This window comes from Actinomadura atramentaria DSM 43919 (genome assembly GCF_000381885.1).
In the GTDB taxonomy this organism is placed as follows: Bacteria; Actinomycetota; Actinomycetes; order Streptosporangiales; family Streptosporangiaceae; genus Spirillospora; species Spirillospora atramentaria.
The window spans coordinates 219,959-243,688 of record NZ_KB907216.1 but is presented as its reverse complement, the minus strand read 5'-3'; the positions used below and the strand labels follow the sequence as shown (position 1 = coordinate 243,688).

General features: G+C 73.8%; 22 protein-coding genes and 1 tRNA gene. 13 read left to right on the top strand and 10 right to left on the bottom strand.

Features of this window, described 5'->3' with window-relative positions:
* Positions 1-22 precede the first annotated feature (22 nt).
* Positions 23-96 (top strand) — tRNA-Met (locus tag G339_RS0122220).
* A 195-nt stretch (positions 97-291) separates the two neighbouring features.
* A complete protein-coding gene (locus G339_RS38085; RefSeq protein WP_084693363.1) occupies positions 292-636 on the top strand; it encodes a DUF3054 domain-containing protein in 345 nt (114 codons plus the stop codon).
* Here G339_RS38085 and G339_RS34850 read toward each other — a convergent pair.
* Together G339_RS34850 and G339_RS0122210 are read right to left on the bottom strand one after the other, a co-directional pair.
* Complete coding sequence (locus G339_RS34850; RefSeq protein WP_019633267.1) at positions 633-1,349, bottom strand: hypothetical protein; 717 nt, start codon at positions 1,347-1,349, stop codon at positions 633-635. The two genes, G339_RS38085 and G339_RS34850, sit on opposite strands and share 4 nt — an antisense overlap.
* 34 nt (positions 1,350-1,383) lie before the next feature.
* A complete protein-coding gene (locus tag G339_RS0122210; RefSeq protein ID WP_019633266.1) occupies positions 1,384-2,355 on the bottom strand; it encodes an alpha/beta hydrolase in 972 nt (323 codons plus the stop codon).
* 252 nt (positions 2,356-2,607) lie between these two features.
* Between G339_RS0122210 and G339_RS0122205 the strand changes: the two genes are divergently transcribed.
* Together G339_RS0122205 and G339_RS0122200 are read left to right on the top strand one after the other, a co-directional pair.
* Complete coding sequence (locus G339_RS0122205) at positions 2,608-4,293, top strand: AMP-binding protein (protein WP_019633265.1); 1,686 nt, start codon at positions 2,608-2,610, stop codon at positions 4,291-4,293.
* A gap of 129 nt (positions 4,294-4,422) precedes the next feature.
* A complete protein-coding gene (locus G339_RS0122200) occupies positions 4,423-7,341 on the top strand; it encodes an AMP-binding protein (protein ID WP_019633264.1) in 2,919 nt (972 codons plus the stop codon).
* 10 nt (positions 7,342-7,351) lie between these two features.
* Here the strand turns inward: G339_RS0122200 and G339_RS0122195 are convergent, their stop codons facing one another.
* Positions 7,352-8,146, bottom strand: coding sequence for a L,D-transpeptidase family protein (locus G339_RS0122195; RefSeq protein WP_019633263.1), 795 nt, complete (start codon positions 8,144-8,146; stop codon positions 7,352-7,354).
* A 172-nt stretch (positions 8,147-8,318) separates the two neighbouring features.
* Here G339_RS0122195 and G339_RS0122190 point away from each other — a divergent pair, with 172 nt between their 5' ends.
* From G339_RS0122190 to G339_RS0122175, 4 genes are all read left to right on the top strand, one after another.
* Entirely contained in the window at positions 8,319-9,677 is a 1,359-nt protein-coding gene (locus tag G339_RS0122190) for a cytochrome P450 (RefSeq protein ID WP_019633262.1), read from the top strand.
* Positions 9,674-10,489 carry an SDR family oxidoreductase gene (locus G339_RS0122185; protein WP_019633261.1) on the top strand — a complete coding sequence of 272 codons (816 nt, stop codon included), beginning with the start codon at positions 9,674-9,676 and terminating at the stop codon, positions 10,487-10,489. Before G339_RS0122190 ends, G339_RS0122185 begins: the two co-directional genes overlap by 4 nt.
* A 16-nt stretch (positions 10,490-10,505) precedes the next feature.
* On the top strand, positions 10,506-11,129 hold the full coding sequence (locus tag G339_RS0122180) for a TetR/AcrR family transcriptional regulator (RefSeq protein ID WP_019633260.1): 624 nt from the start codon (positions 10,506-10,508) through the stop codon (positions 11,127-11,129).
* Between the two features lie 103 nt (positions 11,130-11,232).
* Positions 11,233-12,705 (top strand): carboxylesterase/lipase family protein, encoded by a 1,473-nt coding sequence (locus G339_RS0122175; protein ID WP_019633259.1) that lies wholly within the window; start codon positions 11,233-11,235, stop codon positions 12,703-12,705.
* Between the two features lie 5 nt (positions 12,706-12,710).
* Here the strand turns inward: G339_RS0122175 and lhgO are convergent, their stop codons facing one another.
* The 3 genes from lhgO to hisN form a co-directional block, all read right to left on the bottom strand.
* Entirely contained in the window at positions 12,711-13,895 is a 1,185-nt protein-coding gene (lhgO, locus tag G339_RS0122170) for an L-2-hydroxyglutarate oxidase (RefSeq protein ID WP_033323897.1), read from the bottom strand.
* Between the two features lie 44 nt (positions 13,896-13,939).
* Positions 13,940-14,131 (bottom strand): hypothetical protein, encoded by a 192-nt coding sequence (locus G339_RS0122165; RefSeq protein WP_019633257.1) that lies wholly within the window; start codon positions 14,129-14,131, stop codon positions 13,940-13,942.
* 121 nt (positions 14,132-14,252) lie between these two features.
* On the bottom strand, positions 14,253-15,068 hold the full coding sequence (hisN, locus tag G339_RS0122160) for a histidinol-phosphatase (RefSeq protein WP_019633256.1): 816 nt from the start codon (positions 15,066-15,068) through the stop codon (positions 14,253-14,255).
* Between the two features lie 189 nt (positions 15,069-15,257).
* Here hisN and G339_RS0122155 point away from each other — a divergent pair, with 189 nt between their 5' ends.
* Positions 15,258-16,412: an RNA-guided endonuclease InsQ/TnpB family protein gene (locus G339_RS0122155; protein ID WP_019633255.1), complete on the top strand. Its 1,155-nt coding sequence runs from the start codon at positions 15,258-15,260 to the stop codon at positions 16,410-16,412.
* A 125-nt stretch (positions 16,413-16,537) separates the two neighbouring features.
* On the opposite strand, the gene rsgA is transcribed toward G339_RS0122155, so the two are convergent.
* Genes rsgA through G339_RS34845 form a run of 3 tightly spaced genes read right to left on the bottom strand, consistent with a single transcriptional unit; the run spans position 16,538 to position 19,607 of the window.
* Entirely contained in the window at positions 16,538-17,557 is a 1,020-nt protein-coding gene (gene rsgA / locus G339_RS0122150) for a ribosome small subunit-dependent GTPase A (RefSeq protein ID WP_026341683.1), read from the bottom strand.
* A gap of 4 nt (positions 17,558-17,561) precedes the next feature.
* On the bottom strand, positions 17,562-18,842 hold the full coding sequence (aroA, locus tag G339_RS0122145; protein ID WP_019633253.1) for a 3-phosphoshikimate 1-carboxyvinyltransferase: 1,281 nt from the start codon (positions 18,840-18,842) through the stop codon (positions 17,562-17,564).
* A 51-nt stretch (positions 18,843-18,893) separates the two neighbouring features.
* On the bottom strand, positions 18,894-19,607 hold the full coding sequence (locus G339_RS34845) for a DoxX family protein (protein ID WP_033323894.1): 714 nt from the start codon (positions 19,605-19,607) through the stop codon (positions 18,894-18,896).
* Positions 19,608-19,676: 69 nt separating this feature from the next.
* On the opposite strand from G339_RS34845, the gene G339_RS0122135 reads away from it, so the two are divergent.
* Complete coding sequence (locus tag G339_RS0122135; RefSeq protein WP_033323892.1) at positions 19,677-20,489, top strand: SOS response-associated peptidase; 813 nt, start codon at positions 19,677-19,679, stop codon at positions 20,487-20,489.
* Positions 20,490-20,495: 6 nt separating this feature from the next.
* Here the strand turns inward: G339_RS0122135 and G339_RS0122130 are convergent, their stop codons facing one another.
* Positions 20,496-21,296, bottom strand: coding sequence for a class I SAM-dependent methyltransferase (locus G339_RS0122130; protein WP_019633250.1), 801 nt, complete (start codon positions 21,294-21,296; stop codon positions 20,496-20,498).
* 262 nt (positions 21,297-21,558) lie between these two features.
* Between G339_RS0122130 and G339_RS0122125 the strand changes: the two genes are divergently transcribed.
* From G339_RS0122125 to G339_RS0122115, 3 genes are all read left to right on the top strand, one after another.
* The gene (locus G339_RS0122125) at positions 21,559-22,308 is read left to right on the top strand and encodes a sigma-70 family RNA polymerase sigma factor (RefSeq protein ID WP_019633249.1); all 750 of its coding nucleotides are present in this window, start codon (positions 21,559-21,561) and stop codon (positions 22,306-22,308) included.
* A 72-nt stretch (positions 22,309-22,380) separates the two neighbouring features.
* A complete protein-coding gene (gene rsrA, locus G339_RS0122120) occupies positions 22,381-22,677 on the top strand; it encodes a mycothiol system anti-sigma-R factor (protein WP_019633248.1) in 297 nt (98 codons plus the stop codon).
* 55 nt (positions 22,678-22,732) lie between these two features.
* The gene (locus G339_RS0122115) at positions 22,733-23,662 is read left to right on the top strand and encodes an NAD-dependent epimerase/dehydratase family protein (protein ID WP_019633247.1); all 930 of its coding nucleotides are present in this window, start codon (positions 22,733-22,735) and stop codon (positions 23,660-23,662) included.
* Positions 23,663-23,730 lie beyond the last annotated feature (68 nt).

The window sequence follows — 23,730 nt, the reverse complement described above, 5'->3', positions numbered from 1 at the left end:
CCCCATAGAGTTAAGACATCGCCGCGGGGTGGAGCAGTTCGGTAGCTCGCTGGGCTCATAACCCAGAGGTCGCAGGTTCAAATCCTGTCCCCGCTACGGAGCTTGGGGCTCGTCTGGTCGCAACTTTGTTGCTTCCCGGCGGGCTCCTTCGCTTTTCCCGGGGGGACGACCCCCCGGAGCCCCCCGGTGTGGGGGCTCCGCCCCCCACACCCCCTGGGGTGGCTGTTCGTTCTCGGGTTTCGCTCGCTGGGGGTTTGGGGTTTCTTCTTTAGTTTTTAGTTGGGGTGGGTTATGCGGGGTCGGGTTTTTGGGTTTGGTTTGGATGTTGTTTGTGTTGTCGTTTTTGTGGTGATCGGGCGGCGGACTCATGAGGGGGTCGGGTCCGTTGTTGATGTGCTTGGGACTTTTTGGCCGTTTTTTGTTGGGGTTTGTGTGGGGTGGGTGTCGGTCGGGTGGCGGCGGCCGCTGGTTGTTTGGCCTTCCGGGGTTGCTGTCTGGGTCTCCGCGGTCGTCGTGGGGATGGTCCTGCGGGGGGTTTCTGGGCAGGGGACGGCCGGTGCGTTCGTTGTTGTGGCGTGCTTGTTTCTTGGGGCGACGTTGCTGGGGTGGCGGGGGGTCGCGCGGGTCGTCCGTTAGGGCTTCTTGTGTTGGGCCGTGACGTGGGTGCGGGCGACGATCGTCATGATGGCGGCGATCGGGGTCCAGACCGCCAGGACCGGCCAGAAGCGTTCCGTCTGGGAACCGTGGAGGACCAGCGGGCAGAAGAGGGACGCCACGAAGAGCGCTATGCCCAGGTACAAGGTCGCCTTCATGCCCGGGGTGGGGGTCTTCGGGTCTTTGACGCGGGCCAGGCGCCAAGCGCAGGCCGCCGCTGTGACCAGGCCGCTCGGGACGAGGATCAGCGCCATGATCAGGGTTCTCGCGCGCATGTCCGCGGGGGCGTCGGCGGTTCGCTGGGTGTCGCCCTGGGCGGCCAGCTCCGTGAGCTTTCCGCGCCAGATCGTGCCCACCACCTCGTCGCCCACGTCCAGGCTCGCGACCACCGGGCCGTCGTTGGGGTAATCGGAGCGCCACGTCCCGCCGGTCGCGTCGGTCAGCGTCGTGGTGGTGTTCTCGCTGCGCTTGTGGCTGATCTTGACCTTGACGACCGTGAGTTCTTCGGTCCGCCTGCAATCCGCGTGGTGCCGCTGCGCGGGCTCGCAGGCGGGTGCCGCTCTATAGGCGTTCAGGTCCTTCGTGCCGTCGGGGAACATCGCGACGGCGAAGCCGAGCCCCACCGCCGCCGTCGCCAGGGCCGCGAGGAGGGACGCGGTGTAGCCGGCGGCGGTGCGGTGGGAGAACGATGCCATGTCCGTATTGTGGCATTTGGACGGCCCGGTTCGGCTAGGCGCCGATCGCTCGCATCATCGCGGGCCAGGAGCGGCTCAGCTCGTCCTGCCAGTACGGCCACGAGTGCGTTCCGCGCTCGTAGAGGTGGGTGGTGACCGGGATGCCGAGTTCCTTGAGGCGGTCCAGGAACGGCTTCGTCGTGTAGTAGCAGAAGGCTTCGGCCGGGTCGGCGAACTGGGCGGTCGGCGGGTCCAGCGGGCCGGGGAGGCCGTTCTTGGCGACCGAGACGTACAGTTTCGTCCCGCGCAGGTGCGCGGCCTGCGACACCGGGTCGTGCTCTTCCCACACGTCGCGCTGCCAGAACGGGTCGCCCCACATGGCGTTCTTGTCGGTGAACGGGCCGAGGCCCGCCAGCCCCGTCTCCAGGACGATCGAGACGCCCGCCGTCAGCAGCGACGCGAACGGGCTGTACGCCGCCGCGTACCGGAACATCCCCGGGTTCCGCGCCGAGTAGATCAGCGAACCGTAGCCACCGGTGGACTGCCCGAACACCGCACGCTTCGTCCCCGCCCGGTACTCCGCTTCCAGCAGCGGCATCAGCTCCTTGAGGTGGAAGGTCTCCCACGCGTAGGAGTTGCCGAAGCCGTAGTTCCACCAGTCGGTGTAGCCGCCCGCGTATCCGCCCTCGGGCATGACGACGATGACCTGGCGGCGCAGCGAGCGCGCGGCGAGGTCGGTGTGCATGTTCCAGGCGGTGTAGTTCTCGTTGCCGCCGTGCAGCGCCCACACCACGGGCCACGTGCGCTTCGCCGTCCGGGACCAGCCGGTCGGCAGCATGATCCGGACGGGGAGGTCCCGGTTCATCGCCGCCGAGTGGACGGTCAGGTCCACGATGTGGTCCGACAGCTTGTGCTCGTTCACGACCTCCGCGCCGGCCGCCGAGGCGGGGGCCGCGAGCGCGCCCCCGACCAGTGCGGCGCCCGCGGTGACGGCGGCGGAACGGCAGAAGGCGCGCCGGTTCTGCATGGGCTCTCCTCGGTGCTGAAGCGCCGGGGTCGGGGGGAGGGGGTGGCCCGGCGACGCGACCGTAGCAATGGGCCGGACCTGCGGTAACTGGGCCGGGTGAACGATCTTCACGTCCGTTTTGTAACCTGGATCACAGACGAATGCGACCACCTGGTCGTTTCCCCCTCGTTTCGGTTGACGAGGACGAGCCGTCGCTGGTGAAGTTACCTGCTAGTCACGTTCGTGGCGGTGGGCACGCTTGAAGGGGAAACGATGGCATCTGCGCTGCGGGACTGGCTGGACGAGCCGAACACCGAACGCGGCGTCCACCTGGCGGCCGACGACGGCGGCTGGGAGTTCCGGGACTACGGCGAGATCGCCGCCGCGGCGCGCCGCACGGGCGCGGCCCTGATCGAGGAGGGCGTCCGCCCCGGCGACGTCGTCTGCATGGTGCTGCCGACGGACTTCACGTGCATCGAGACCTACTTCGCCGTCTGGGTCGCGGGCGCCACCGTCTGCCTGATCACGCCGCCGCTGTTCCAGAGCGGCGAGGACTACGTCAACCACGTCGCCGCGATCCTCCGGCAGGCGAAGCCCGTGCTGACCATCGCGTCCGACGACCTGGCCGCCGACACCGCCGCCGCGATGGAGCGCGCCGGGATCGCGGGCGAGCCGTGGCGGCCCCGGCAGGCCGAGAAGGAGGCCCCGGTCCAGGAGGCCGGGGAGCTGGCGCTGCTGCAGTTCACGTCCGGGTCGAGCGGCGCGCCGCGCGGCGTCATGGTGACGTGGGAGAACCTGGAGGCCAACAGCGAGCTGATCGTCCGGGGCGCGGGCTACCGGGACGGGGACGTCGTCGCGTCCTGGCTGCCGCTGTACCACGACATGGGCCTCATCGGCGCGTTCATCACCCCGATCGCCCGGCAGGGCATGCTCCGGCTGATGCGCCCGGACCACTTCATCCGCGACCCCGCGCGCTGGGTCCGCTGCTTCGCCGAGGCGCACCACACGGCCGCGCCGCCGTTCGCGTACGCGTACGTCGCGCGGCGCGTGAAGCCCGAGCAGTTGGAAGGGCTCGACCTGTCCGGCTGGAAGATGGCGCTGATCGGCGCGGAGCCGATCGACCCGCACTCGCTGGAGGTCTTCGCCGAGCTGCTGGAGCCGTTCGGGTTCCGGCGCTCGACGTTCATGCCCGCGTACGGCATGGCCGAGACGACGCTGCTCGTCAGCCTCGACCAGGAGCGCCGCGACCCGCTGGCGATCCGGCCGGACGGGGAGTCGCTGGCGTTCGGCGAGCCGGTGAAGATCCTGGATCAGCGGACGCTCGGGCCGGACTGCGTCGGCCTGAAGGCCGGCTGGGTCGTCGGCTGCGGCACGCCCGAGGCGGACGTCCCGGTGACGATCGTGGACGACGACGGCAAGGAGCTGCCCGCCGGCCGGCTCGGCGAGATCGTCGTCGGCGGCGCGTCGGCGTGCAAGGGCTACTACGCCGGGGCCGAGGGCAAGTCGACGCGGTTCGAGGACGGTACGGGAGGTCGGTCGGGGTCGGTTGGTCGGGGAAGAACTGTCTTTACGGGTGACGCGGGGTTCTTCCACGAGGGCCAGTTGTTCGTGCTCGGCCGGATGGGCGACAGCATCAAGGTGCGCGGCCGGTCCGTCTACGTCGAGGACCTGGAGTCGAAGATCGCCGAGGTGACCGGGCTCGGCAAGGGCCGGATCGTCGTCGTCGGCGTGCCCGGCGCGGGCACCAAGGGCCTCGCGCTGTTCGCCGAGACGGGCGACGCGCCGTGGGCGGCGGACGTCCGCGAGCTGCTGCGCCGCCGCGTCGGGGAGGACGTGGAGGTCACGCTCGTCGTCGGCTCCGGCCTCATCCAGCGGACGTCCAGCGGCAAGCCGCGCCGCCGCTACATGTGGGAGCGCCTGCAGTCCGGCAAGATGGAGAACGCCCGGATCGTCGCGTGACGTCCGATTCGGGGCGGCGCCCGGCGCGCCGCCCCGGACCGCGCCCGCCTGACAAAAACCTGACTGACGGTTCGTTCGGGGTTCAGGAAGATCGCCGCAGATGATAAAACTGGCCCGGTGCCGCCTGTTATGAACGCATTTCTGAAGCTCGGGGCGCGGTTCGGCGCCACCGCCCAGAACGCCCTCGAAGTCGCGCGGTTCGGCGGCCTGGACACCGGCGACGACGTGTCCCCCTGCGAGGTCGCCGCCGAGGGCCGGATCTACCGGCTGCGGCACTACTTCCCGGACGCGCCCGCGGGCGGCCCGGCGATCCTCCTCGTCCCCCCGCTCATGATCACCGCCGAGGTGTACGACATCTCCTCGCGCGTCAGCGCCGTCGCGGAACTGCGGCGGCGCGGCGCGGACCCGTGGGTCGTGGACTTCGGCGCGCCCGAGCGCGAGCCCGGCGGCCTGGAGCGGACGGTGTCCGACCACGTCCTGGCGGTCAGCGACGCCGTGGACCGCGTCCGCGCCGCGACCGGCGGCGACGTCCACCTCGCCGGGTACTCGCAGGGCGGCATGTTCGTCTACCAGGCCGCCGCGTACCGCCGCAGCGAGGGCGTCGCGTCCGTCATCACCTTCGGCAGCCCCGCCGACATCAGCGGCTCGCTGCCGTTCGGCGTCCCCACCTGGCTCGCCGGGGAGGCCGCCGAACGCATCCCGGACGCGCTGCTGCGCGGCCTGGACGTCCCCGGCTGGGTGACCCGCACCGGATTCCAGCTCCTCAGCCCGGTGAAGTCGGTCCGCAGCCGCGTCGAGTTCATCCTCGCCCTGCACGACCGCGAGCGCCTCGCCCCGCGCGAGCGGCAGCGCCGGTTCCTCGAACGCGACGGCTGGGTGTCGTGGCCCGGCCCCGCGCTGCTGGAGTTCATCCGCAACTTCGTGCAGCACAACCGGATGCTGACCGGCGGGTTCGTCATCGGGGACCGGCTCGTCACGCTCGCGGACCTGTCCTGCCCGGTGCTGACGTTCGTCGGCGAGGTGGACGAGATCGCGCCGCCGCCGATGGTGCGCGGCATCCGCCGCGCCGCGCCGCGCGCCGCCGTGTACGAGGCGAGCCTGCGCGCCGGGCACTTCGGGCTCGTCGTCGGGACGCTGGCGATGGAGCAGACCTGGCCCGTCGTCGCGGACTGGCTGGCGGGCGACCTCGCGCCGTCCGTCCACCGCGTCACCGGCGACGGCCCCGCCCCGGCCGCGCGACCGCCCGCCGGGTACGGGCTGCGGCTCGCGCTCGGCGCGGGCGGCGGGACGGCCCGCGCGGCGGCGGGCGCGGCGGCCCGCGCGCTGCGCGGCACCCGCCGGATCGGCCACCACGCCGCGCAGAACCTGCCGCGCCTCGCCCGGCTGGAGCGCATCCACTCGACCACGCGCGTGTCCCTCGGGCTGCTGCTGGACGAGCACGCCGCGCGCCGCCCCGACGACGTCTTCTTCCTGTACGACGGCCGCGCCCACACGCACACCGCCGCCAAGAGCCGCATCGACGCGGTCGTGCGCGGGCTGCTGCACATCGGCGTCCGGCACGGCGACGCGGTCGGCGTGCTCATGCGCACCCGGCCGAGCGCGCTCGCGCTCGTCGCCGCGCTGAACCGGCTCGGCGCGGTCGCGGTCCTGCTGCGCCCGCACGGCGAGCCCGCGCGGGAGGCGGCGCTGGCCCGGATCGGCCGCGTCATCGCCGACCCCGAGCACGCGGACGCGGCGCTGTCGCTCGGCGTCCCCGCGCACCTGCTCGGCGGCGGGCCCGCGCGCGACGACCGGCTCGACGACCGGCTCGACGACATGGAGCGCATCGACGCGGACGCCGTCGTCCCGCCCGGCTGGTTCCGCGCGAACCCCGGCCGCGCGGGCGACACCGCGTTCGTGCTGTTCACCGGGGAGGGCGACGGCCTGCGCGCGAGCCGCGTCACGAACCGCCGGTGGGCGATGTCGGCGTTCGGGACCGCGTCGTCGGCGTCGCTGTCGGCGGCCGACACCGTCTACTCGATCACGCCGCTCCAGCACCCGTCCGCGCTGCTGATGAGCCTCGGCGGCGCGGTCGCGGGCGGCGCACGGCTGGCACTTTCCACCGGCTACGACCCGGCGACGTTCTGGGAGGAGGCCCGCCGCTACGGCGTGACCGTCGCGTCCTACACCTGGACGCTGCTGCGCGAGCTCGTCAACGCGCCGCCGCAGCCGGGGGAGCGGCACCACGCGGTGCGGCTGTTCATCGGGTCGGGGATGCCGCGCGGGCTGTGGCGGCGCGTGGAGGAGCGGTTCGCCCCGGCGCGCGTGCTGGAGTTCTACGCGTCCACGACGGGCGAGGCGATCCTGGTGAACCTCGGCGGCCGCAAGCCCGGGTCGCTCGGCCGCCCGCTGCCGGGCAGCGCCGAGGTCCGGCTGGCCCGCTACGACCTGGAGCACGGCGACCTCGTGGTGGACGAGCGGGGGTTCGCCGCCGAGTGCCCGCCCGGCGAGATCGGGATGCTGCTGGCCCGCGTCCGCCCGGCCGCGCTGGACGCCGCGCCGCGCCCGGTGCGCGGCGTGTTCGCGCCCGAGGACGCCTGGACGATCACCGGGGACCTGTTCCGCCGCGACGAGGACGGCGACTTCTGGCCGGTCGGCCGCGAGGACGAGCTGATCCGCACCGCCGCCGGGATCGTCCCGCCCGGCCCGATCCGCGACGCGCTCGGCGACCTGCCCGCCGTGGACGCCGTCGCGGTGTACGGCGTCGAGGGCGGCGGCGGGGAGCTGGCCGCGGCGGCGGTGACGCTGTGCGCGGGCCGCGAGCTGAAGCCGGTGGACCTGACCGAGGCGCTGCTGAAGGTCGAGCCGGAGCTGCGCCCCGCGTTCGTGCGGGTCGTGGACGCGCTGCCGCTGACGCCCGGCCACCGCGTGCTGGCCGCGCCGCTGCGCGCGGAGGGGATGCCGTCCGAGGCGCGGGGCCGCGCGTTCTACCGCGACCGGGCGGGCCGGTACCGGCCGCTCACGGAGGCGGCCCGCCGCAGGCTGCTGCGCCCGGCGGCGGGCCGCTGACCGGGTCCGCTCAGCGGCGCACGTACACGGCCGTGCCGTTCTTGACCAGCGCGTACAGCCGGTCCCCGACGTCCATCGGCATCCGCACGCAGCCGTGCGACACGTTCTTGTTCGGCACCGACAGCGAGCCGTGCATGGCGTAGCCGCCGTGGAAGTACAGCGGCCGGTACATCCAGCCGAGGTACGACTTGTGCCACCCGTTCAGCCGCCGGACGACGCGGAAGTTCCCGGTCGGCGTGTGCGCGACGCCGCAGCGCCCCGCCTTGCAGAAGCGGCGGCCGGACCCGGACGAGATGTGCGAGATCAGCGCGATCCGCTTCCTCTTGTAGACGACCAGGACGCGCCGCTTGAGGTCGATCTCGACGCGCGTCGCCTTCGGGTGCCGGACCAGGCGGCGCGGCTTGCGCGGACGCGCGAGCGCCCGCCAGCCGCGCGCGTCCACGACGCCGGTGGCCTTGAGCCCGTTGACGTGCTGGAACGCCCACACCGCCGCGCGGGTCGTCTCGCGGAACTGGCCGTTGACGTCGCCGGGCCAGTAGTGCAGGGCCTTGAGCCGCTGCTGGAGCCGGGTGACGGCCGGGCCGTCGCTGCCGAACCGGACGGTGCCCGGCGCGGGCGCGGCGGCGGGTTCGGCGGGTTCGGCGGCGGGCTGGAGTTCGGGCCGGGCCGCGGGTTCGGCGGCGGGCTGGAGGACGCTCTGCGTCGGGGTCGCCGGCGGCGGGGCCGCGACGGCGGGGACGAGCGGTCCCGCGGTGAGGACGCCTGTCGTCAGGGCGGTGGCCGCGAGTGCGGTGCGCGCGATCATGACCGCGACGTTAGGTCCGCCGCGCGGGCCGCCCGCCGCCCGGCGCGTCCGCCGGGCGGAGCCGTGGCCGAGGCTTTACCCGGCGCCGGTAACTATGGACTTACTCCGGGAACCGCGCTACAACAAAGCTACATAAATCGCGTTTTTGTTCCTCATGTCCCCCGGAGGACTCATGGCCACGCGCATCCTCGCCCCGCCCCCCGCGGGCAGCGGCCTCAAGCCCGTCACCGGCGCGCCCGGCGTCCCCTACATCGGCCAGACGCTCCAGGTGATGCGGAACCCGTTCGGGACGGCCGCCGACCGCTACCGGCGCTTCGGCCCGGTGAGCTGGGGCTGGCTGCTCGGCCAGCGGACCGTCACGGTCCAGGGCCCCGAGGCGGCCGAGGCCGTGCTGGTCAACCGCGACAAGGCGTTCGCCAACGGCCCCGCGTGGAGTTACTACATCGGGCCGTTCTTCCATCGCGGGATCATGCTGCTCGACTTCGACGAGCATCTTCACCACCGCCGGATCATGCAGCAGGCGTTCACCCGGGACCGGCTCCGCGCGTACATGGACGCGATGGCCCCCGGCATCGGCGCGGGACTGGACGCCTGGGAGTCCGGCCCCCGCTTCACCGTCTACGACCACGTCAAACAGCTCACGCTCGACCTGGCGACGGACGTGTTCATGGGCGTCGAGCTGAGCCGCGCCGAGGCCGACCGGATCAACGGCGCGTTCATCGACGCCGTCCGCGCCGGGACGGCCTACGTGCGCTTCCCCGTCCCGGGCCTGCGCTGGCAGAAGGGGCTCAGGGCGCGCCGCGTGCTGGAGGACTTCTTCCGCACCCACCTGCCCGCCAAGCGCCGCGACGGCGGCGACGACCTGTTCGCCGCGCTGTGCCAGGCCGAGACCGACGACGGCCACCGGTTCACCGACGAGGACGTCGTCAACCACATGATCTTCGCGCTGATGGCGGCGCACGACACCACCACCATCACGCTGACGACGATGGCGTACCACCTCGCCAAGTACCCCGAGTGGCAGGAGCGGCTGCGCGCGGAGTCGCGGGCGCTCGGCAAGCCGGTGCTGGAGTTCGACGACCTCGACGCGCTGACCGGGATCGACCTGGTGATGAAGGAGTCCCTGCGGCTCGTCGCGCCCGTCCCCGCGCTGCCGCGCCGCGCCGTCAAGGACACCGAGATCCTGGGGCACCACATCCCGGAGGGCACGACCGTCGTCGTCCCGACGCTGACGAACCACCACATGCCCGAGTGGTGGCCGGACCCCGAACGGTTCGACCCGGAGCGGTTCGCGCCCGACCGCCGCGAGGACAAGGTCCACCGGTACGCCTGGGAGCCGTTCGGCGGCGGCGCGCACAAATGCATCGGCCTGCACTTCGCCGGGATGCAGGTGAAGAGCGTGCTCCACCAGTGGTTGCTGCGGTACCGGTGGAGTGTGCCGGGCCGCTACACCTGGCCGCTGGACACCACGTCCCTGCCCTCGCCCAAGGACGGGCTGCCCGTCCGCCTCGACCGACTGGAGGACGCATGAGCAAGGTCATCGCCGTCACCGGAGCCGCCCGCGGCATCGGCCTGGCCACGGCGCGCGCCCTGCGCGACCGGGGCGCGACGGTCGTCGTCGGCGACATCGACGAGGCCGCCGCCAAGGAGGCGGGGGAGGCGCTGGGCGTCACCGCGCTCGCCGTGGACGTGACGTCCCGCGCGTCGTTCACCGCGTTCCTCGACGGCGCGGAGGCGGCGGCCGGGCCGCTGGACGTCCTGGTCAACAACGCGGGCATCATGCCGATCGGCCCGCTGACCGGCGAGAGCGACGAGGACGCGCGGCGCTGCCTGGACATCAACGTCCACGGCGTCATGCTCGGCACCAAGCTCGCGGTCGAGCGGATGCGGCCGCGCGGGCGCGGGCACGTCGTCAACATCGCCTCGCTCGCGGGCGTCCTGCCGACGCCGGGCCTCGCGCTCTACAACGCCAGCAAGGCCGCCGTCGTCGCGTTCACCGAGGCGGCCCGGCTGGAGGTCCGCGACGCGGGACTGCACGTCAGCGCGGTGCTGCCGTCGTTCACCGACACCGAGCTGGTCGCCGGGACGCGCAGCCCGAAGGGGATGCGCAACAACAGCCCGGAGGACGTCGCGGCGGCCGTCGTGGAGCTGGTCGGCCGTCCGCGCCCGCAGGCCGTCGTGCCGCGCCGGCTCGCCGCGCAGGTCCGGCTCGGCGGGCTGCTCCCGGACGCGGTGCGGCGCGCGGTGGCGCGGCGGTACGGGCTCGACACGATCTTCCTGGACTACGACCCGGAGGCCCGCGAGTCCTACGACGCCCGCATCAGAGGCACGCGTTCCGCGTGACGTTAAAGTGCGTCGCATGACCGCAAACCCGGCGCCGGACGGCCTGCTCACCCGGCTGCTGGACGGCGCCCCCGCCGCCGACGTCCTCGACACCCGCATCCTGGACGCGGCGCTGGCCGAGTTCGAGACCTACGGCCCGCGCCGCGTCAGCGTCGAGGACGTCGCGCGCCGGGCGGGCGTCGCGCGGACGACGATCTACCGGCGGTTCGGCGGCAAGGAGAACCTGCTCCAGGCCGTCATCCTGCGCGAGGTCCGCGGCTTCCTCACCGCCATCGCGCTCGCCACCGAGGACCTGCCGACGCCGGAGGACGCGATCGTCGAGGGCTTCGTCGCGGGGCTGCGCGACGCCCGCACGCACCCGCTGCTCACCCGCGTGCTGGAGAGCGAGCCGGAGGTGTTCCTGCCGCAGCTCACGATGAACGGCGGCGCGGTGATGATCGCGGCGCGGGACGTCATCGCGGCGCGGCTGCGGCTCGCCCGGCCGGACGGCGATGACTGTACGACGGTCGCGGAGGTGCTGCTGCGCGTCGCGCTGTCGCTGCTGCTCGTGCCCGGCGGCGGGCTGGTGCTGGAGGACGAGGCGGCCATGCGGGCGTTCGCGCGCGGGTATCTGACGCGGATGCTCACTCCCGTCGAGTGAGCGGACCGCGGACACGCAGATCTGGACAATCCGCGCACCCTGCCGGTCGCCTAAGCTCGGACGCGAAGTGACGTTCGAGTCACAAGGCGCGCGGGGAGGCGGCATGGAGCAGGACGCGGGGTCGGCGATCGTCCGGACAACGTACGGGAAGGTGCGCGGCACCGTCCGCGACGGCGTCTCGGCCTACCTCGGAATCCCGTACGCCGCGCCGCCGTTCGGCCCGCGCCGCTTCCAGCCGCCGGAACCGCCGGAGCCGTGGGACGGCGTCCGCGACACGACCGCGTACGGCCCGACCGCGCCAAAGTCCGGCTACGCGCCGCCCTACGACGTGCTGCTGCCCGACCCGGCCGTCCCCGGCGACGACTGCCTCAACCTCAACGTCTGGACGCCCGACCCCGGCGCGGCCGGACTGCCCGTCCTGGTGTGGATCCACGGCGGCGCGTTCCGCAACGGCTCCGGCGCGGTGCCCGTCTACGACGGCGCGAACTTCGCCCGCGACGGCGTCGTCTGCGTGACGATCAACTACCGGCTCGGCGTCGAGGGCTTCGCGCACCTGCCCGGCGTGCCCGACAACCGCGGCCTGCGCGACCAGATCGCCGCGCTGGAGTGGGTCCGCGCCAACATCGCCGCGTTCGGCGGCGACCCCGACCGGGTGACGATTGCGGGTGAGTCCGCGGGCGCGATGAGCGTCACCACGCTGCTGTCCCTCGACCTCGGCCTGTTCCGCCGCGCCGTCGCGCAGAGCGGCGCGGGCCTCGTCGCGCAGACCCGCGAGGACGCGCTGAAGGTCAGCACCGAGATCGCCGCGCGGCTCGGCATCGAGCCGACCGCCGAGGCGTTCGCCGCGCTCCCGCCCGCCAAGATCCTGCGCGAGCAGGAGTCGGTCGGCATGGAGGTCTCGCTGCTGCCCGACCCCGGCCGCTGGGGCGCCTCGACGGCGCGGACGGCGATGGCGCTCGTGCCCGTCCTGGACGGCGACGTGTTCCCGCGCCGCGCCGACGAGGCGGTCGCCGCCGGGGCGGGCCGGGACGTGGACGTCCTCACCGGCTACAACAGCGACGAGTTCCGGCTGTTCGTCGTCCCGAACGGGCTCGCCGCGCACATCACGCCCGAGCTGGTCGGGCCCGTCGCGTCCGGGATGGGCGTGCCCGCGCCGGTCCTGGCCGCGTACCGCTCCCGGTACGCCGGGCTGTCCGGCGGGGACCTGGTGTCGGTGCTCATCACCGACCACCTGTTCCGCGTTCCCGCGCACCGGCTCGCGGCCGGGCACGCCGGGCGGAGCTGGATGTACGAGTTCGCGTGGCCGTCGCCGGAGCGCGACCTGCGGGCGTGCCACGCGCTGGAGATCGGGTTCGTGTTCGACAACCTCGGCGTCCCGGACGTCGGTCCGCTCGCGGGCGACGCGCCGCCGCAGCCGCTCGCCGACGCGATGCACCGCGCCTGGGTGAACTTCGCCGTCCACGGCGACCCGGGCTGGCCCGAGTTCGACGCGACGCGTCCGGTGAAGGTCTTCGACGCGGGGGAGAACCCGGTCGTCCTCGACCCCGGCGGCGAGGACCGCGCGGTCTGGGGCTGACGGCGTCAACCGGACCGGTCGACGATCCACTCCGCGATGGCCAGCGACGACGTCGCGGCCGGGGACGGCGCGTTGCGGACCGTCGTCACCGGCCCGCGCCGCCCGATCCGGAAGTCGTCCACCAGTGACCCGTCGCGGTCCACGGCCTGCGCGCGGACCCCGGCGGGCGCGGGGACCAGGTCGGCGGCGGACACCTCCGGCACGAACGCGCGGGCGCGCGCCGCGAACGCGCTCTTGACGGCCGAGCCGTACAGCTCCTCGATCCCCGTCCGCCAGTGGGCGCGGGCGAGCCGCCGGAACCCCGGCCAGCGCAGCGTCTCCAGCAGGTCGGCGGGGCGGACGTCGCGCCGCCGGTAGCCCTCGCGCGCCAGGGCGAGGACGGCGTTGGGCCCGACGTCCACGCCGCCGTCCACGCGCCGCGTGAAGTGGACGCCGAGGAACGGGTAGCGCGGATCGGGCACCGGGTAGACGAGCCCGCGGACGAGGTGTTCGCGGTGCGGGGCGAGCCGGTAGTACTCGCCGCGGAACGGGACGATCGCGGGCTCGGGATCGTCCCCGGCGAGCCGCGCCACCCGGTCCGACCACAGGCCCGCGCAGACGATGAGCCGGTCGAACACCAGCTCGTCGTGCGGCGACGCGACCGCCACGCGGCTCCCGGCGGGCCGCAGCCGCGTCACCTCGAACCCGAGCCGCAGTTCGCCGCCCGCCGCCCGCACATCGTCGGCGTACGCGCGCGCGACGGCGGGGAAGTCCACGATCGCGGTCGTGGGGGAGTGCAGCGCCGCGATCCCGGCGGCGTGCGGCTCGACCTCCCGCAGCCCGGCCGCGTCCAGCCGCCGCAACCCCGGAACGCCGTTCGCGGCGGCCCGCTCCTCGATCCCGTCGAGCGCCGCGGCCTCCCGCGCGTCCCGCGCGACGACGACCTTCCCGACCTCCCGGTACGCGATCCCGCGCTCCGCGCAGTACTCCTTGAGCAGCCCGATCCCGCGCCGGCACAGCGTCGCCTTCAACGACCCGGGCGCATAGTAGAGCCCCGCGTGCGCGACCCCGCTGTTGTGCCCGGTCTGATGAGCCCCCACCCGCAGCTCTTTGTCCAGCACGCTGACCCGGACCCCGGGCCGCGTCAGCGCGACCCGCCGCGCCACCGCCAACCCGACGATCCCGGCCCCCACAACCCCGACCCGCTCCACCCCGGCACCCTAACCGCGCACCACACGCGCCCGCCGGGCCGGGGTTAGCTGCCGATGCGTTTGCGGACTTGGCGGTTGACGCGCTTGCGCTGGGACGGGTCGAGCAGGAGGTAGCCCGCCACGGGCACCCCGATCGAGCCGACGATGATGAGGGCGCTGAGCCACCACGGGAAGACGAACAGGGTCAGGAACCCCACCACGACTCCGCCGATGGCGATCTTTGTTCCGGTCGACATCTCCACCTGCCTTTGCGACGATCCGGCCACCGGGGACAACGAGCGGGCGACGCCCGTCGTTCCGTCCACGATATGTCGCGAGTGGGGCGGTCGTCACCCCCGCCGCGAACCGCGCGGGACGTCAGACCGACCGCAGGCCGACCCCCGGAACGGTCCCGCCGCCGAGCGCGCGCAGGACGTCCGCGTGCAGGCGGCCGTTGCTGCAGACCACGCTGCCGCCGTCCGGGCCGGGCTCGCCCGACAGGTCGGTGAACGTCCCCCCGGCCTCCTCGACGATCACCTGGAGGGCGGCCAGGTCCCACAGCGACACCTCGGGCTCGCAGGACACGTCCACCGTGCCCTCCGCGACCATCATGTGCGACCAGAAGTCCCCGAACGCGCGCGTGCGCCACACCGAGCGCGTCAGCTCCAGGAAGTTGCCGAGGCCGCCGCGCTCCTCCCAGCCGCTCAGGCTGGAGAACGACAGCGACGCGTCCTTCAGCTCGCCGACCGACGAGACCTGCATCCGCGTCGCGCTGGTCAGGCTGCGGCCCGTCCACGCGCCGCCGCCGCGCGCCGCCCACCAGCGCTTGTTCAGCGCGGGCGCCGACACGACGCCGACGACGACCTCCTCGCCGTCCATGAGCGCGATCAGCGTCGCCCACACCGGGACGCCCCGCACGAAGTTCTTCGTCGCGTCGATCGGGTCGATGATCCAGCAGCGCCGCCCGTACCCGGTGCGGCCGAACTCCTCGCCCAGGACCGCGTCGCGCGGCCGGGCGCGGCTCAGCGTCCCCCGGATGCGTTCCTCGACGCTGCGGTCGGCATCGCTGACCGGCGTCAGGTCCGGCTTGGTCTCGATCGCCAGATCGAGCGCCCGGAAGCGCTTGGTCGTGATGTCGTCGGCCCCGTCCGCCAGCACGTGCGCGAGACGCAGGTCATCGGAATAGCCCGCCACGGCGAGCCACGTTACCGGGTCGTGGACCGGTGCCCCGGTCTTGAGGTCTGCGGTAATGGCTTGCGGAGGAGTAACACCAGCTCGAACGTGCCCCCTCCCGGGCGGTTTGCGATGCGCGGTTCGGCGATGTGGCATCGATTGGCCCTGTTGTCGGTGTGACTATCCGTGTACCGAGAGTAGGGTCGGTCTGTGCGGCTCCGGTATCAGTTCCGCCTGTATCCGACGCCTGGTCAGCGGGATGCGTTGGCGCGGGCGTTCGGGTGTGCGCGTGTGGTGTTCAACGATGGGCTGCGTGCCCGGCAGGATGCTCGTGCGGCGGGGTTGCCGTACGTTTCGGACGCGGCGTTGTCCAGGCTGGTGATCACGGAGGCGAAGAAGAGCCCGGAGCGGACGTGGCTGGGGGAGGTGTCGGCTGTGGTGTTGCAGCAGGCGCTGGCGGATCTGAACGCCGCGTACCGCAACTTCTCGGCGTCGATGTCGGGGAAGCGGAAGGGTCGCAAAGTCGCGCTTCCGAGATTCCGGTCGCGTAAGGACTCCCGGCAGGCGGTCCGGTTCACGCGCAATGCTCGCTTCGCGATCACGGCGGGCCGCAAACTGAGGCTGCCGAAGATCGGCGACGTGAAGGTGATGTGGTCGCGGGGTCTGCCGTCGGAACCGTCGTCGGTCACGGTGATCCGGGATGCGGCGGGCCGGTATTTCGCCTCGTTCGTGGTCGAGACCGCCGATGATCCGCTGCCGGAGACGACGGGCGAGGTCGGGATTGATTTGGGGTTGACGCATTTCGCGGTGCTGTCCGACGGCACCAAGATCACGAATCCCCGCATTCTGCGGCGCGCGGAACGGCGGTTGCGCAGGGCGCAGAAGGCGTTGTCCCGCAAGCAGACGGGGTCGGCGAATCGCGCTAAGGCCAAGGCCCGCGTCGCGAGAATCCACGCCCGCGTGGCCGACACGCGCCGGGACCATGCGCACAAGCTCTCCACCCTGTTGGTCCGCGACAACCAAGCGGTCTACGTGGAGGACTTGAACGTCACCGGTCTCGGCAGGACCCGGCTGGCCAAAAGCGTGTACGACGCGGGTTGGGCGCAGTTCACCGCGATGCTGGAGTACAAGGCGCAACGGTACGGGCGGACGTTCGCGCGGATCGGCCGGTTCGAACCCACCTCCCAGACCTGCTCGACCTGCAGGGTGAAAGACGGACCCAAACCGCTGAACGTCCGAGAATGGGCGTGCCCGGCCTGCGGAACCGTCCACGACCGCGACATCAACGCCGCAAAGAACATTCTGGCCGCCGGACGAGCGGACAGACGAAACGCCTGCGGAGGGACCGTAAGCCCTTCCGCCTAGCGGAAGGCAGGACCCGGCGAAACAGGAAGCCACAGAAGTACCGCATTGCGGGGCAGGCTGAATCCCCGGCCTCCAGGTCGGGGAGCACGTCAACGGACGGTATCCCCGTGCGCACGACGCGCGGTTCAGGCGTCCCCGGCGTCGTCGCCGCCCTCGCGGGCGCGCAGGAGGCGGCGGAGGGAGTCCAGGCGGGCGCGGCTGGCGCGGCCGTCCGCGACCCAGCCGTCCAGTCCGCAGTCGTCGCGCAGGTGGTCGCAGCGCGGCGGGCAGCGCTCGGCCGCGCCCTCGGCCAGGTCCTCGAACGCGTCGATGACGTTGGCGGGATCGACGTGCGCGAGCCCGAAGCTCCGCACGCCCGGGGTGTCGATGATCCAGCCGTCCCGGCCCGGCAGCTCCAGCGCCAGCGCCGACGACGAGGTGTGCCGCCCCCGCCCCGTCACCGCGTTGACGTGGCTGACGGCCCGCTCCGCGTCCGGCACCAGCGCGTTCACCAGCGTCGACTTCCCGACGCCCGAGTGCCCGACGAGCACGCTGATCCGCCCCGACAGCCGCCCCCGCACCGCCGCGAGGTCCCCGCCGCGCTCGGTCACCACGTACGGGACGCCGAGCGGCGCGTACTCGGCCACCAGGTCCGCCGGGTCCGCCAGGTCGGCCTTCGTCAGCGCCAGCAGCGGCTCCATGCCCGCGTCGTAGGCGGCGACGAGCGTCCGGTCGATGAGCCGCGGCCGGGGTTCGGGGTCGGCCAGCGCCGTCACCACGACGAGCTGGTCGGCGTTGGCGACGATCACCCGCTCGAACGGGTCGGTGTCGTCGGCGGTGCGGCGCAGCGTGGACGTGCGCGGCTCGATCCGCACGATCCGCGCGAGCGTGTCCGGCGCGCCCGAGACGTCCCCGACGAGCGCGACGCGGTCCCCGACGACGACGCTCTTGCGCCCCAGCTCCCGCGCCCGCATCGCCGTCACCGCCCGCTCGCCCGGCCCCCCGGCCGCGACCAGGCACCGGTAGCGGCCCCGGTCCACGGCCGTGACGAACGCGGGCACGGCGTCCTCGTGCGCGGGCCGGATGCGGGTGCGCGGCCGGGAGCCGCGGCGGCCGGGCCGGACCCGGACGTCGTCCTCGTCGTAGTCGTTCGCGCGGCGGGCCAGGGTCCTACTCCCGTCCGGTCAGCATCCCCGACCACAGGTCGGTGAAGCCCGGCAGCGTCTTGCCGACCGTCGCGGGGTTCTCCACCTCGACGCCGGGGACGGCGAGGCCGAGGACCGCCGCCGCCATCACCATGCGGTGGTCGTCGTAGGTGTGGAAGAGCCCGCCGTGCAGCGGGCGGGGGCGGATCTCCAGCCCGTCCGGCAGCTCGCGGGCGTCGCCGCCGAGGCCGTTGATCTCGCGGACGAGCGCGGCGAGGCGGTCGGTCTCGTGGCCGCGCAGGTGCGCGATGCCGGTCAGCCGGGACGGGCCGTCCGCGAGCGCCGCGAGGGCCGCGAGGACGGGCGTCAGCTCCCCGACCTCGCGCAGGTCGGCGGTGAGGCCGCCGAACGCGCCGCCGCCGCGCACCGTCAGCCCGTCCGGGCCGCGCGTCACCTCCGCGCCCATCGACGCGAGCAGGCCGCGCAGCGCGTCGCCGGGCTGCGTCGTCACCTCGGGCCAATCCGGGACGGTGACGCTGCCGCCGGTGACCAGCGCCGCGCCGAGGAACTGCGCCGCGTTGGACAGGTCGGGCTCGATCGTCCAGGCGTCGGCCGTGACCGGCCCCGGCGCGACGCGCCACAGATCCGGGCCGGTCTCCACGGTCGCGCCCGCGTCCCGCAGCATCGCGACCGTCATCGCCAGGTGCGGCGCGGACGGCACCGGCGGCCCCTCGTGCCGCACCTCGACGCCCTTGGCGAACCGGGGCGCGGCCAGCAGCAGCCCGGACACGAGCTGCGACGAGCCGGACGCGTCGATCACGACCGCGCCGCCCGCCAGCCCGCCCCGGCCGCGCAGCGTCAGCGGCAGCGCGCCGCGCCCGCCGTCGTCCACCTCCGCGCCGAGCGCGCGCAGCGCCTCGATCAGCGGGCCCATCGGCCGCTCGCGGGCGCGCGGGTCGCCGTCCACCGTGACCTCGCCGGTCGCGAGCGCCGCGACCGGCGGCAGGAACCGCATGACGGTCCCGGCCAGGCCGACGTCCACCCGCGCGGGGCCGCGCAGCTCGCCCGGCTCGACGCGCCAGGCGTCGCCGTCCCTGGTCACGCCGGTGCCGAGCGCGCGCAGCGCGGCGGCCATCAGCTCGGTGTCGCGGCTGCGCAGCGGGCGCGCGAGCACGGCCGGGCGGTCGGCGAGCGCGGCCAGCACGAGCGCCCGGTTGGTCATCGACTTGGAGCCGGGCAGCGGGACGCGGGCCGCGACGGGCCCGTCCGCGACGGGCGCCGACCAGACGTCGGGATCGGTGGGCATGCGGTCCAGATTATCGGGTCGGTCCGCGCCGCGCCCCGGCCGGAAGCGCGGTCAGCGGCCCGCCATCGCCATGACCTTGCCGACCGGCTTGCCCACGGCCGCCGTCGCGCCGCGCGCCTTGCCCGCGGCCTTACCGGCCTTCCAGCTCGCCTTGTTGCCGGCCTTGCCCGCGCGGCCGGACAGCTTCGCGGCCTTCGCGCCGAGCGCTCCGGCCGCCCTGCCGCCGGTCGGCCGGGCGCGGCGGCGCGCCTCGGCGACCTGCCGGGCCGCCTCGCGCCGCGCCGCCTTGAGCTGCGCGGACTGCCGCTCGCTCGCGACCTTCGCCTGCGCCTTGAGCTGGTGCTTGAGCGCGGCGGCCTTGGCGGTCCGGTGCGGCTCGCTCGCGATCATGAGCAGCGCGCCGAACAGGCCGGCGTTCTTCATGAGGTGGGACCGCTCGCTGGCGCGGCGCTCCGGGTCGTCCTCGGTCCAGTACCGGTGCTCGGTCGCCAGCGCGGGGACGAGCTGCGCCGCCAGCAGCAGGCTCGTGAGCCGCCGCATCTTGCCCGTCAGCAGCAGCGCACCGGTGCCCAGGCTCAGCGCGCCCTCGGCGCGGACGAGCGCGACGGGGTCCTTGGTCGGCAGCCAGTCGAGGTTCTCGGCGATGTTCGCCAGCGCGGGGCCGTTCTGTTCGGCGCGCTGCCGAGGGTTGCGCAGGGCCTCCAGCCCGGCGACGAGGAAGGGCGCCGCCACGAACGGGCGGGCCAGTGCAGTGATGGGTCGCATGTCCGGTCTCATGCCCATCAAGGGCGTGATCAAGCACGAATGTCGGCGGGTGCGTGCAGGATGGGGCGCATGTGCGGTCGCTATGCCACAGCAAGGGCGCGGCAGGAGCTGCTCGACCAGTTCGGCGTGCAGCTCGACGGCGCGGGGGCGCTGGACCCCGACTACAACGTCGCGCCGACCAAGGACGTCCCGGCGGTGCTGGCCCGCCCGGCCGCCGACGCGGCGCGCGACGCGGAGGAGGCGGGCGTCGCGCCGCCGGACGGGGACGGCCCGGTGCGGGAGCTGCGCGCGCTGCGCTGGGGGCTCGTGCCTTCGTGGGCGAAGGACCCGGCGATCGGCAGCCGGATGATCAACGCGCGGGTCGAGACCGTCCACGAGAAGCCCGCGTACCGGCGCGCGTTCGCCCGCCGCCGCTGCCTGCTGCCCGCGGACGGCTACTACGAGTGGTACGTCCCGGAGCACACCGGCCCCGGCAGGCCGCGCAAGCAGCCGTTCTACATCCGCCCGGCGGACGGGTCCGTCATGGCGATGGCGGGCCTGTACGAGCTGTGGAAGTCCCCGGACGACGCCTGGGTCTGGACCTGCACCGTCATCACGACCGACGCGCCCGACGCCCTCGGCCGCATCCACGACCGCATGCCGATGGTCGTCCCGCCCGACCGCTGGGACGCCTGGCTCGACCCGGCGCTCACCGCCGCCGACGAGGTGCGCGGCCTGCTCGTGCCCGCGCTCGGCGGCGGCCGCCCGGCCCGGATGGAGGCGTACCCGGTCGGCGCGGCGGTCGGGAACGTCCGCAACAACGGCCCGGAGCTGATCCGGCCGCTCTCGGCGGAACCCGCCGAACCCGCCGAGCCCGCCGGGGACGACGGGGCGCTGTTCTGACCCGCGTCACCGCTCCGGGCGGCGCGCCGACGCCAGCAGGTGGACGCCGAGCGAGTCGTCCCCCGGCGGGGCCGTCAGCTCGGTGTTCACCAGGCGCGGCAGCGTCTCGGGCGACCGCGTCAGCATGTGCTCGACGGTCGACGGCGACAGCACCGTGCGCGGCCGGACCCACTCGACCTCCAGGCCGGACTCGGTGAGCAGCTCGCGGAGCTGGTCGATGCCGAAGCAGCGGGTGATCGTCCCGTCCGGCCACGGCACCAGCAGCACCTCCGCCGCCGGGACGTCCGACAGGTGCGCCCACTGGTTCCGCTCGGCCAGCAGCGCCATGCCGAGGGTCAGCGAGTCCACCGACACCAGCAGCCGCCCGCCCGGCCGCAGCACCCGCGCGATCTCCGCGACGGCCGCTTCGGTCACCAGATGCCGCGACAGGACGCGGTTCTCGGCGATCACGCCGTCCACGGACGCGTCGGTGAGGCAGCCCAGCCGCCCCGCGTCCGCGATCACCGTGGAGACGCCGGGCGGCCGCGTCTCGGCGCCGACGCGCGGCGGCGCGCCGTCCGGCACGGGCTCCACCACCTCGATCACCCGGTGCCCGGCCCCGGCGGCCTGCGCGGCGCTGCGGCCGTCGTCGCCGGACAGGTCCAGCAGCCGCCCCGGCCGGCGCGGCAGCCAGCGGGCGAGCTGCGCCTCCGCGACGGCCCAGTAGAAGGCCCAGTAGAGCGCGAGCGGCTCGGTGTCGTCGCTCGGGCCGGTCGCCGCGCCGCGGCGGCCGGTCGTTCGGGGAGGCTCGGGAGGTCGCGCCGGCACCGGTAGCAAGGCCGCTCCTGTTCTCGCCGTGTACGTCACTTCTTCCCCCATCGGGCGCGGCGTCACCCATCGGGGGCGCGCCCGGCCGTCCGTCTCCCCGCGCGCCGTCCCGCCGGGGGACGGCGCGCGGGCCGCTCGCAGGGTCTCAACGTGCGAGGACTCCCGCGTGTTCGCCGGACCGCCGGGAATCCGGGCGGGGACTCCGGTGTTGCACCGTCTCACAGGACGCGAGCGGATCGTCCCGCCCAGGAGGTTGTCGCCCATGACCGCAGTCGTCGCAGAACGCCGGGACACCGGTGCCGCGACGGTCCCCGCCCAGGCACCCGCCCCCGGCGGCGGGCCGCTCCGGCGCCGCCCGATATCGTCGGTGGGGTACGACGCCACCGGCGTCGCCACAGCCAAGGGGGTGGGTCAGGTACAGGGGACCACGGAGACCGTCGAGCAGCGCCAGGAGCGGTTCCAGCGCGATGTGCTCCCGTACTTGGATCAGCTTTACTCGGCCGCGCTGCGGATGACGCGCAACCCCGCGGACGCCGAGGACCTCGTGCAGGAGACCTTCGCCAAGGCGTTCGGGTCCTTCCACCAGTTCAAGGAGGGCACGAACCTCAAGGCGTGGCTCTACCGCATCCTGACCAACACGTTCATCAACACGTACCGCAAGAAGCAGCGGCAGCCGCAGCAGTCCGCGAGCGAGGACATCGAGGACTGGCAGCTCGCGCGCGCCGAGTCGCACACCTCCAGCGGCCTGAAGTCGGCCGAGGCCGAGGCGCTGGAGCACCTGCCCGACTCGGACGTGAAGCGGGCGCTGCAGGACCTGCCCGAGGAGTTCCGCATCGCGGTCTACCTCGCGGACGTCGAGGGCTTCGCCTACAAGGAGATCGCGGACATCATGGGCACCCCGATCGGGACCGTGATGTCGCGGCTGCACCGCGGCAGGCGTCAGCTCCGGGGGATGCTGGAGGACTACGCCCGGGAGCGGGGGCTCTCCGGCGCGAAGGAGGGGTCGGCGTGAAACGGCTGCCGATCCACCGGGACGGGCGCCGCTCGTCGCGGCGTCCGCTGAGCGGAAAGGGTGCGTGACGGCATGAGCTGCGGCGAAGCCCACGAGACCCCGTGCGGCGAGGTCCTCGCCCGGGTCTACACCTACCTCGACGGCGAGCTCGACCAGGGCCGCTGCGGCGAGGTGCGCCAGCACCTCGACGAGTGCGGCCCGTGCCTGCGCGAGTTCGGGCTGGAGGAGTCGGTCAAGAAGCTCGTCCACAAGTCGTGCGGGTGCGAGCCGGTCCCGTCGGACCTGCGGGCCCGCGTCCTCGGCCGCATCGAGCAGATCTGCGGCGAGCTGAAGGACGCCGAGGGCGCGAAGCCCGCCGAGAAGGGCTGATCCCGCGCCGCCGACCGGGCGGAACCGCGTCCGGCGTGCTCGGTATCGTGGCGGAATGCGCGTTCTCGTCACCGGTTCCGCCGGGTTCATCGGTTCCCACCTCGTCGACCGGCTCGTCGCGGACGGCCACGAGGTGGTCGGCGTGGACGACCTGTCGTCGGGCTCCAACGTGCGGGACGACGTCGAGCTGTGGGAGATGGACGTCGCCGACCCCGCGCTCCTCGACCGGGTCGCCGCGTTCGCGCCGGACGCGGCGTGCCACCTCGCCGCGCAGGTGAGCGTGCGCGTCAGCGTCGGGGACCCCGCGCGCGACGCCCGCGTCAACGTGCTCGGCACCGCGAACGTGCTGGAGGCGGTGCGCCGCGCGGGCGGCCGCAAGGTCGTGTTCACGTCGAGCTGCGCGGTGTACGGCGTGCCGGACGCGCTGCCGGTCCCGGCGGACGCGCCGCTGCGGCCCGCGTCGCCGTACGCGGCGTCCAAGACGAGCGGCGAGGTCTACTGCGGGATGTACCGCGCGCTGCACGGCCTGGACTACACGGTCCTGACGCTCGCGAACGTCTACGGTCCGCGCCAGACGCCCGAGGGCGAGGCGGGCGTCGTCTCGATCTTCACCGACGCGCTGCTGGCCGGGCGGCCCACGCGGGTGTTCGGCGACGGCACCCAGACCCGCGACTACGTCTACGTCGGGGACGTCGTGGACGCGTTCGCCCGCGCGGTCGGGCCGGACGGCGGCGGCGAGCGGCTGAACGTCGGCACCGGCCGCCAGACCACCGACCGGGAGCTGCACGCGCTCGTCGCGGCGGCGGTCGGCGCGCCCGACGACCCGGAGTTCGCGCCGCCGCGCCTGGGCGACCTGCCCGCGATGGCCGTCGACCCCGCGCGGACCCGCGCGGCGCTCGGCTGGACGGCGTCGGTGGAGCTGCGCGACGGGCTCGCGCGGACCGCCGAGTGGGCGCGCGAGCGGGCCGCCGTCCGGCCCGCCTGAACCGCCGCGCCCGAGCGTTCTGTGCATCGGCGTGTGCATGTGCCTTGTGCGCATACGCAGCGTCGATC

Coding starts and splice junctions, on each gene's coding strand:
- G339_RS0122185 (WP_019633261.1), top strand. CDS start 9,674: ATGAGCAAGGTCATCGCCGTCACCGGAGCCGCCCGCGGCATCGGCCTG.
- G339_RS38085 (WP_084693363.1), top strand. CDS start 292: ATGCGGGGTCGGGTTTTTGGGTTTGGTTTGGATGTTGTTTGTGTTGTC.
- G339_RS0122205 (WP_019633265.1), top strand. CDS start 2,608: ATGGCATCTGCGCTGCGGGACTGGCTGGACGAGCCGAACACCGAACGC.
- G339_RS0122190 (WP_019633262.1), top strand. CDS start 8,319: ATGGCCACGCGCATCCTCGCCCCGCCCCCCGCGGGCAGCGGCCTCAAG.
- rsrA (WP_019633248.1), top strand. CDS start 22,381: ATGAGCTGCGGCGAAGCCCACGAGACCCCGTGCGGCGAGGTCCTCGCC.
- G339_RS34850 (WP_019633267.1), bottom strand. CDS start 1,349: ATGGCATCGTTCTCCCACCGCACCGCCGCCGGCTACACCGCGTCCCTC.
- G339_RS0122135 (WP_033323892.1), top strand. CDS start 19,677: ATGTGCGGTCGCTATGCCACAGCAAGGGCGCGGCAGGAGCTGCTCGAC.
- G339_RS0122125 (WP_019633249.1), top strand. CDS start 21,559: ATGACCGCAGTCGTCGCAGAACGCCGGGACACCGGTGCCGCGACGGTC.
- G339_RS34845 (WP_033323894.1), bottom strand. CDS start 19,607: ATGCGACCCATCACTGCACTGGCCCGCCCGTTCGTGGCGGCGCCCTTC.
- G339_RS0122210 (WP_019633266.1), bottom strand. CDS start 2,355: ATGCAGAACCGGCGCGCCTTCTGCCGTTCCGCCGCCGTCACCGCGGGC.
- G339_RS0122180 (WP_019633260.1), top strand. CDS start 10,506: ATGACCGCAAACCCGGCGCCGGACGGCCTGCTCACCCGGCTGCTGGAC.
- G339_RS0122165 (WP_019633257.1), bottom strand. CDS start 14,131: ATGTCGACCGGAACAAAGATCGCCATCGGCGGAGTCGTGGTGGGGTTC.
- G339_RS0122175 (WP_019633259.1), top strand. CDS start 11,233: ATGGAGCAGGACGCGGGGTCGGCGATCGTCCGGACAACGTACGGGAAG.
- aroA (WP_019633253.1), bottom strand. CDS start 18,842: ATGCCCACCGATCCCGACGTCTGGTCGGCGCCCGTCGCGGACGGGCCC.
- G339_RS0122115 (WP_019633247.1), top strand. CDS start 22,733: ATGCGCGTTCTCGTCACCGGTTCCGCCGGGTTCATCGGTTCCCACCTC.
- G339_RS0122200 (WP_019633264.1), top strand. CDS start 4,423: ATGAACGCATTTCTGAAGCTCGGGGCGCGGTTCGGCGCCACCGCCCAG.
- G339_RS0122195 (WP_019633263.1), bottom strand. CDS start 8,146: ATGATCGCGCGCACCGCACTCGCGGCCACCGCCCTGACGACAGGCGTC.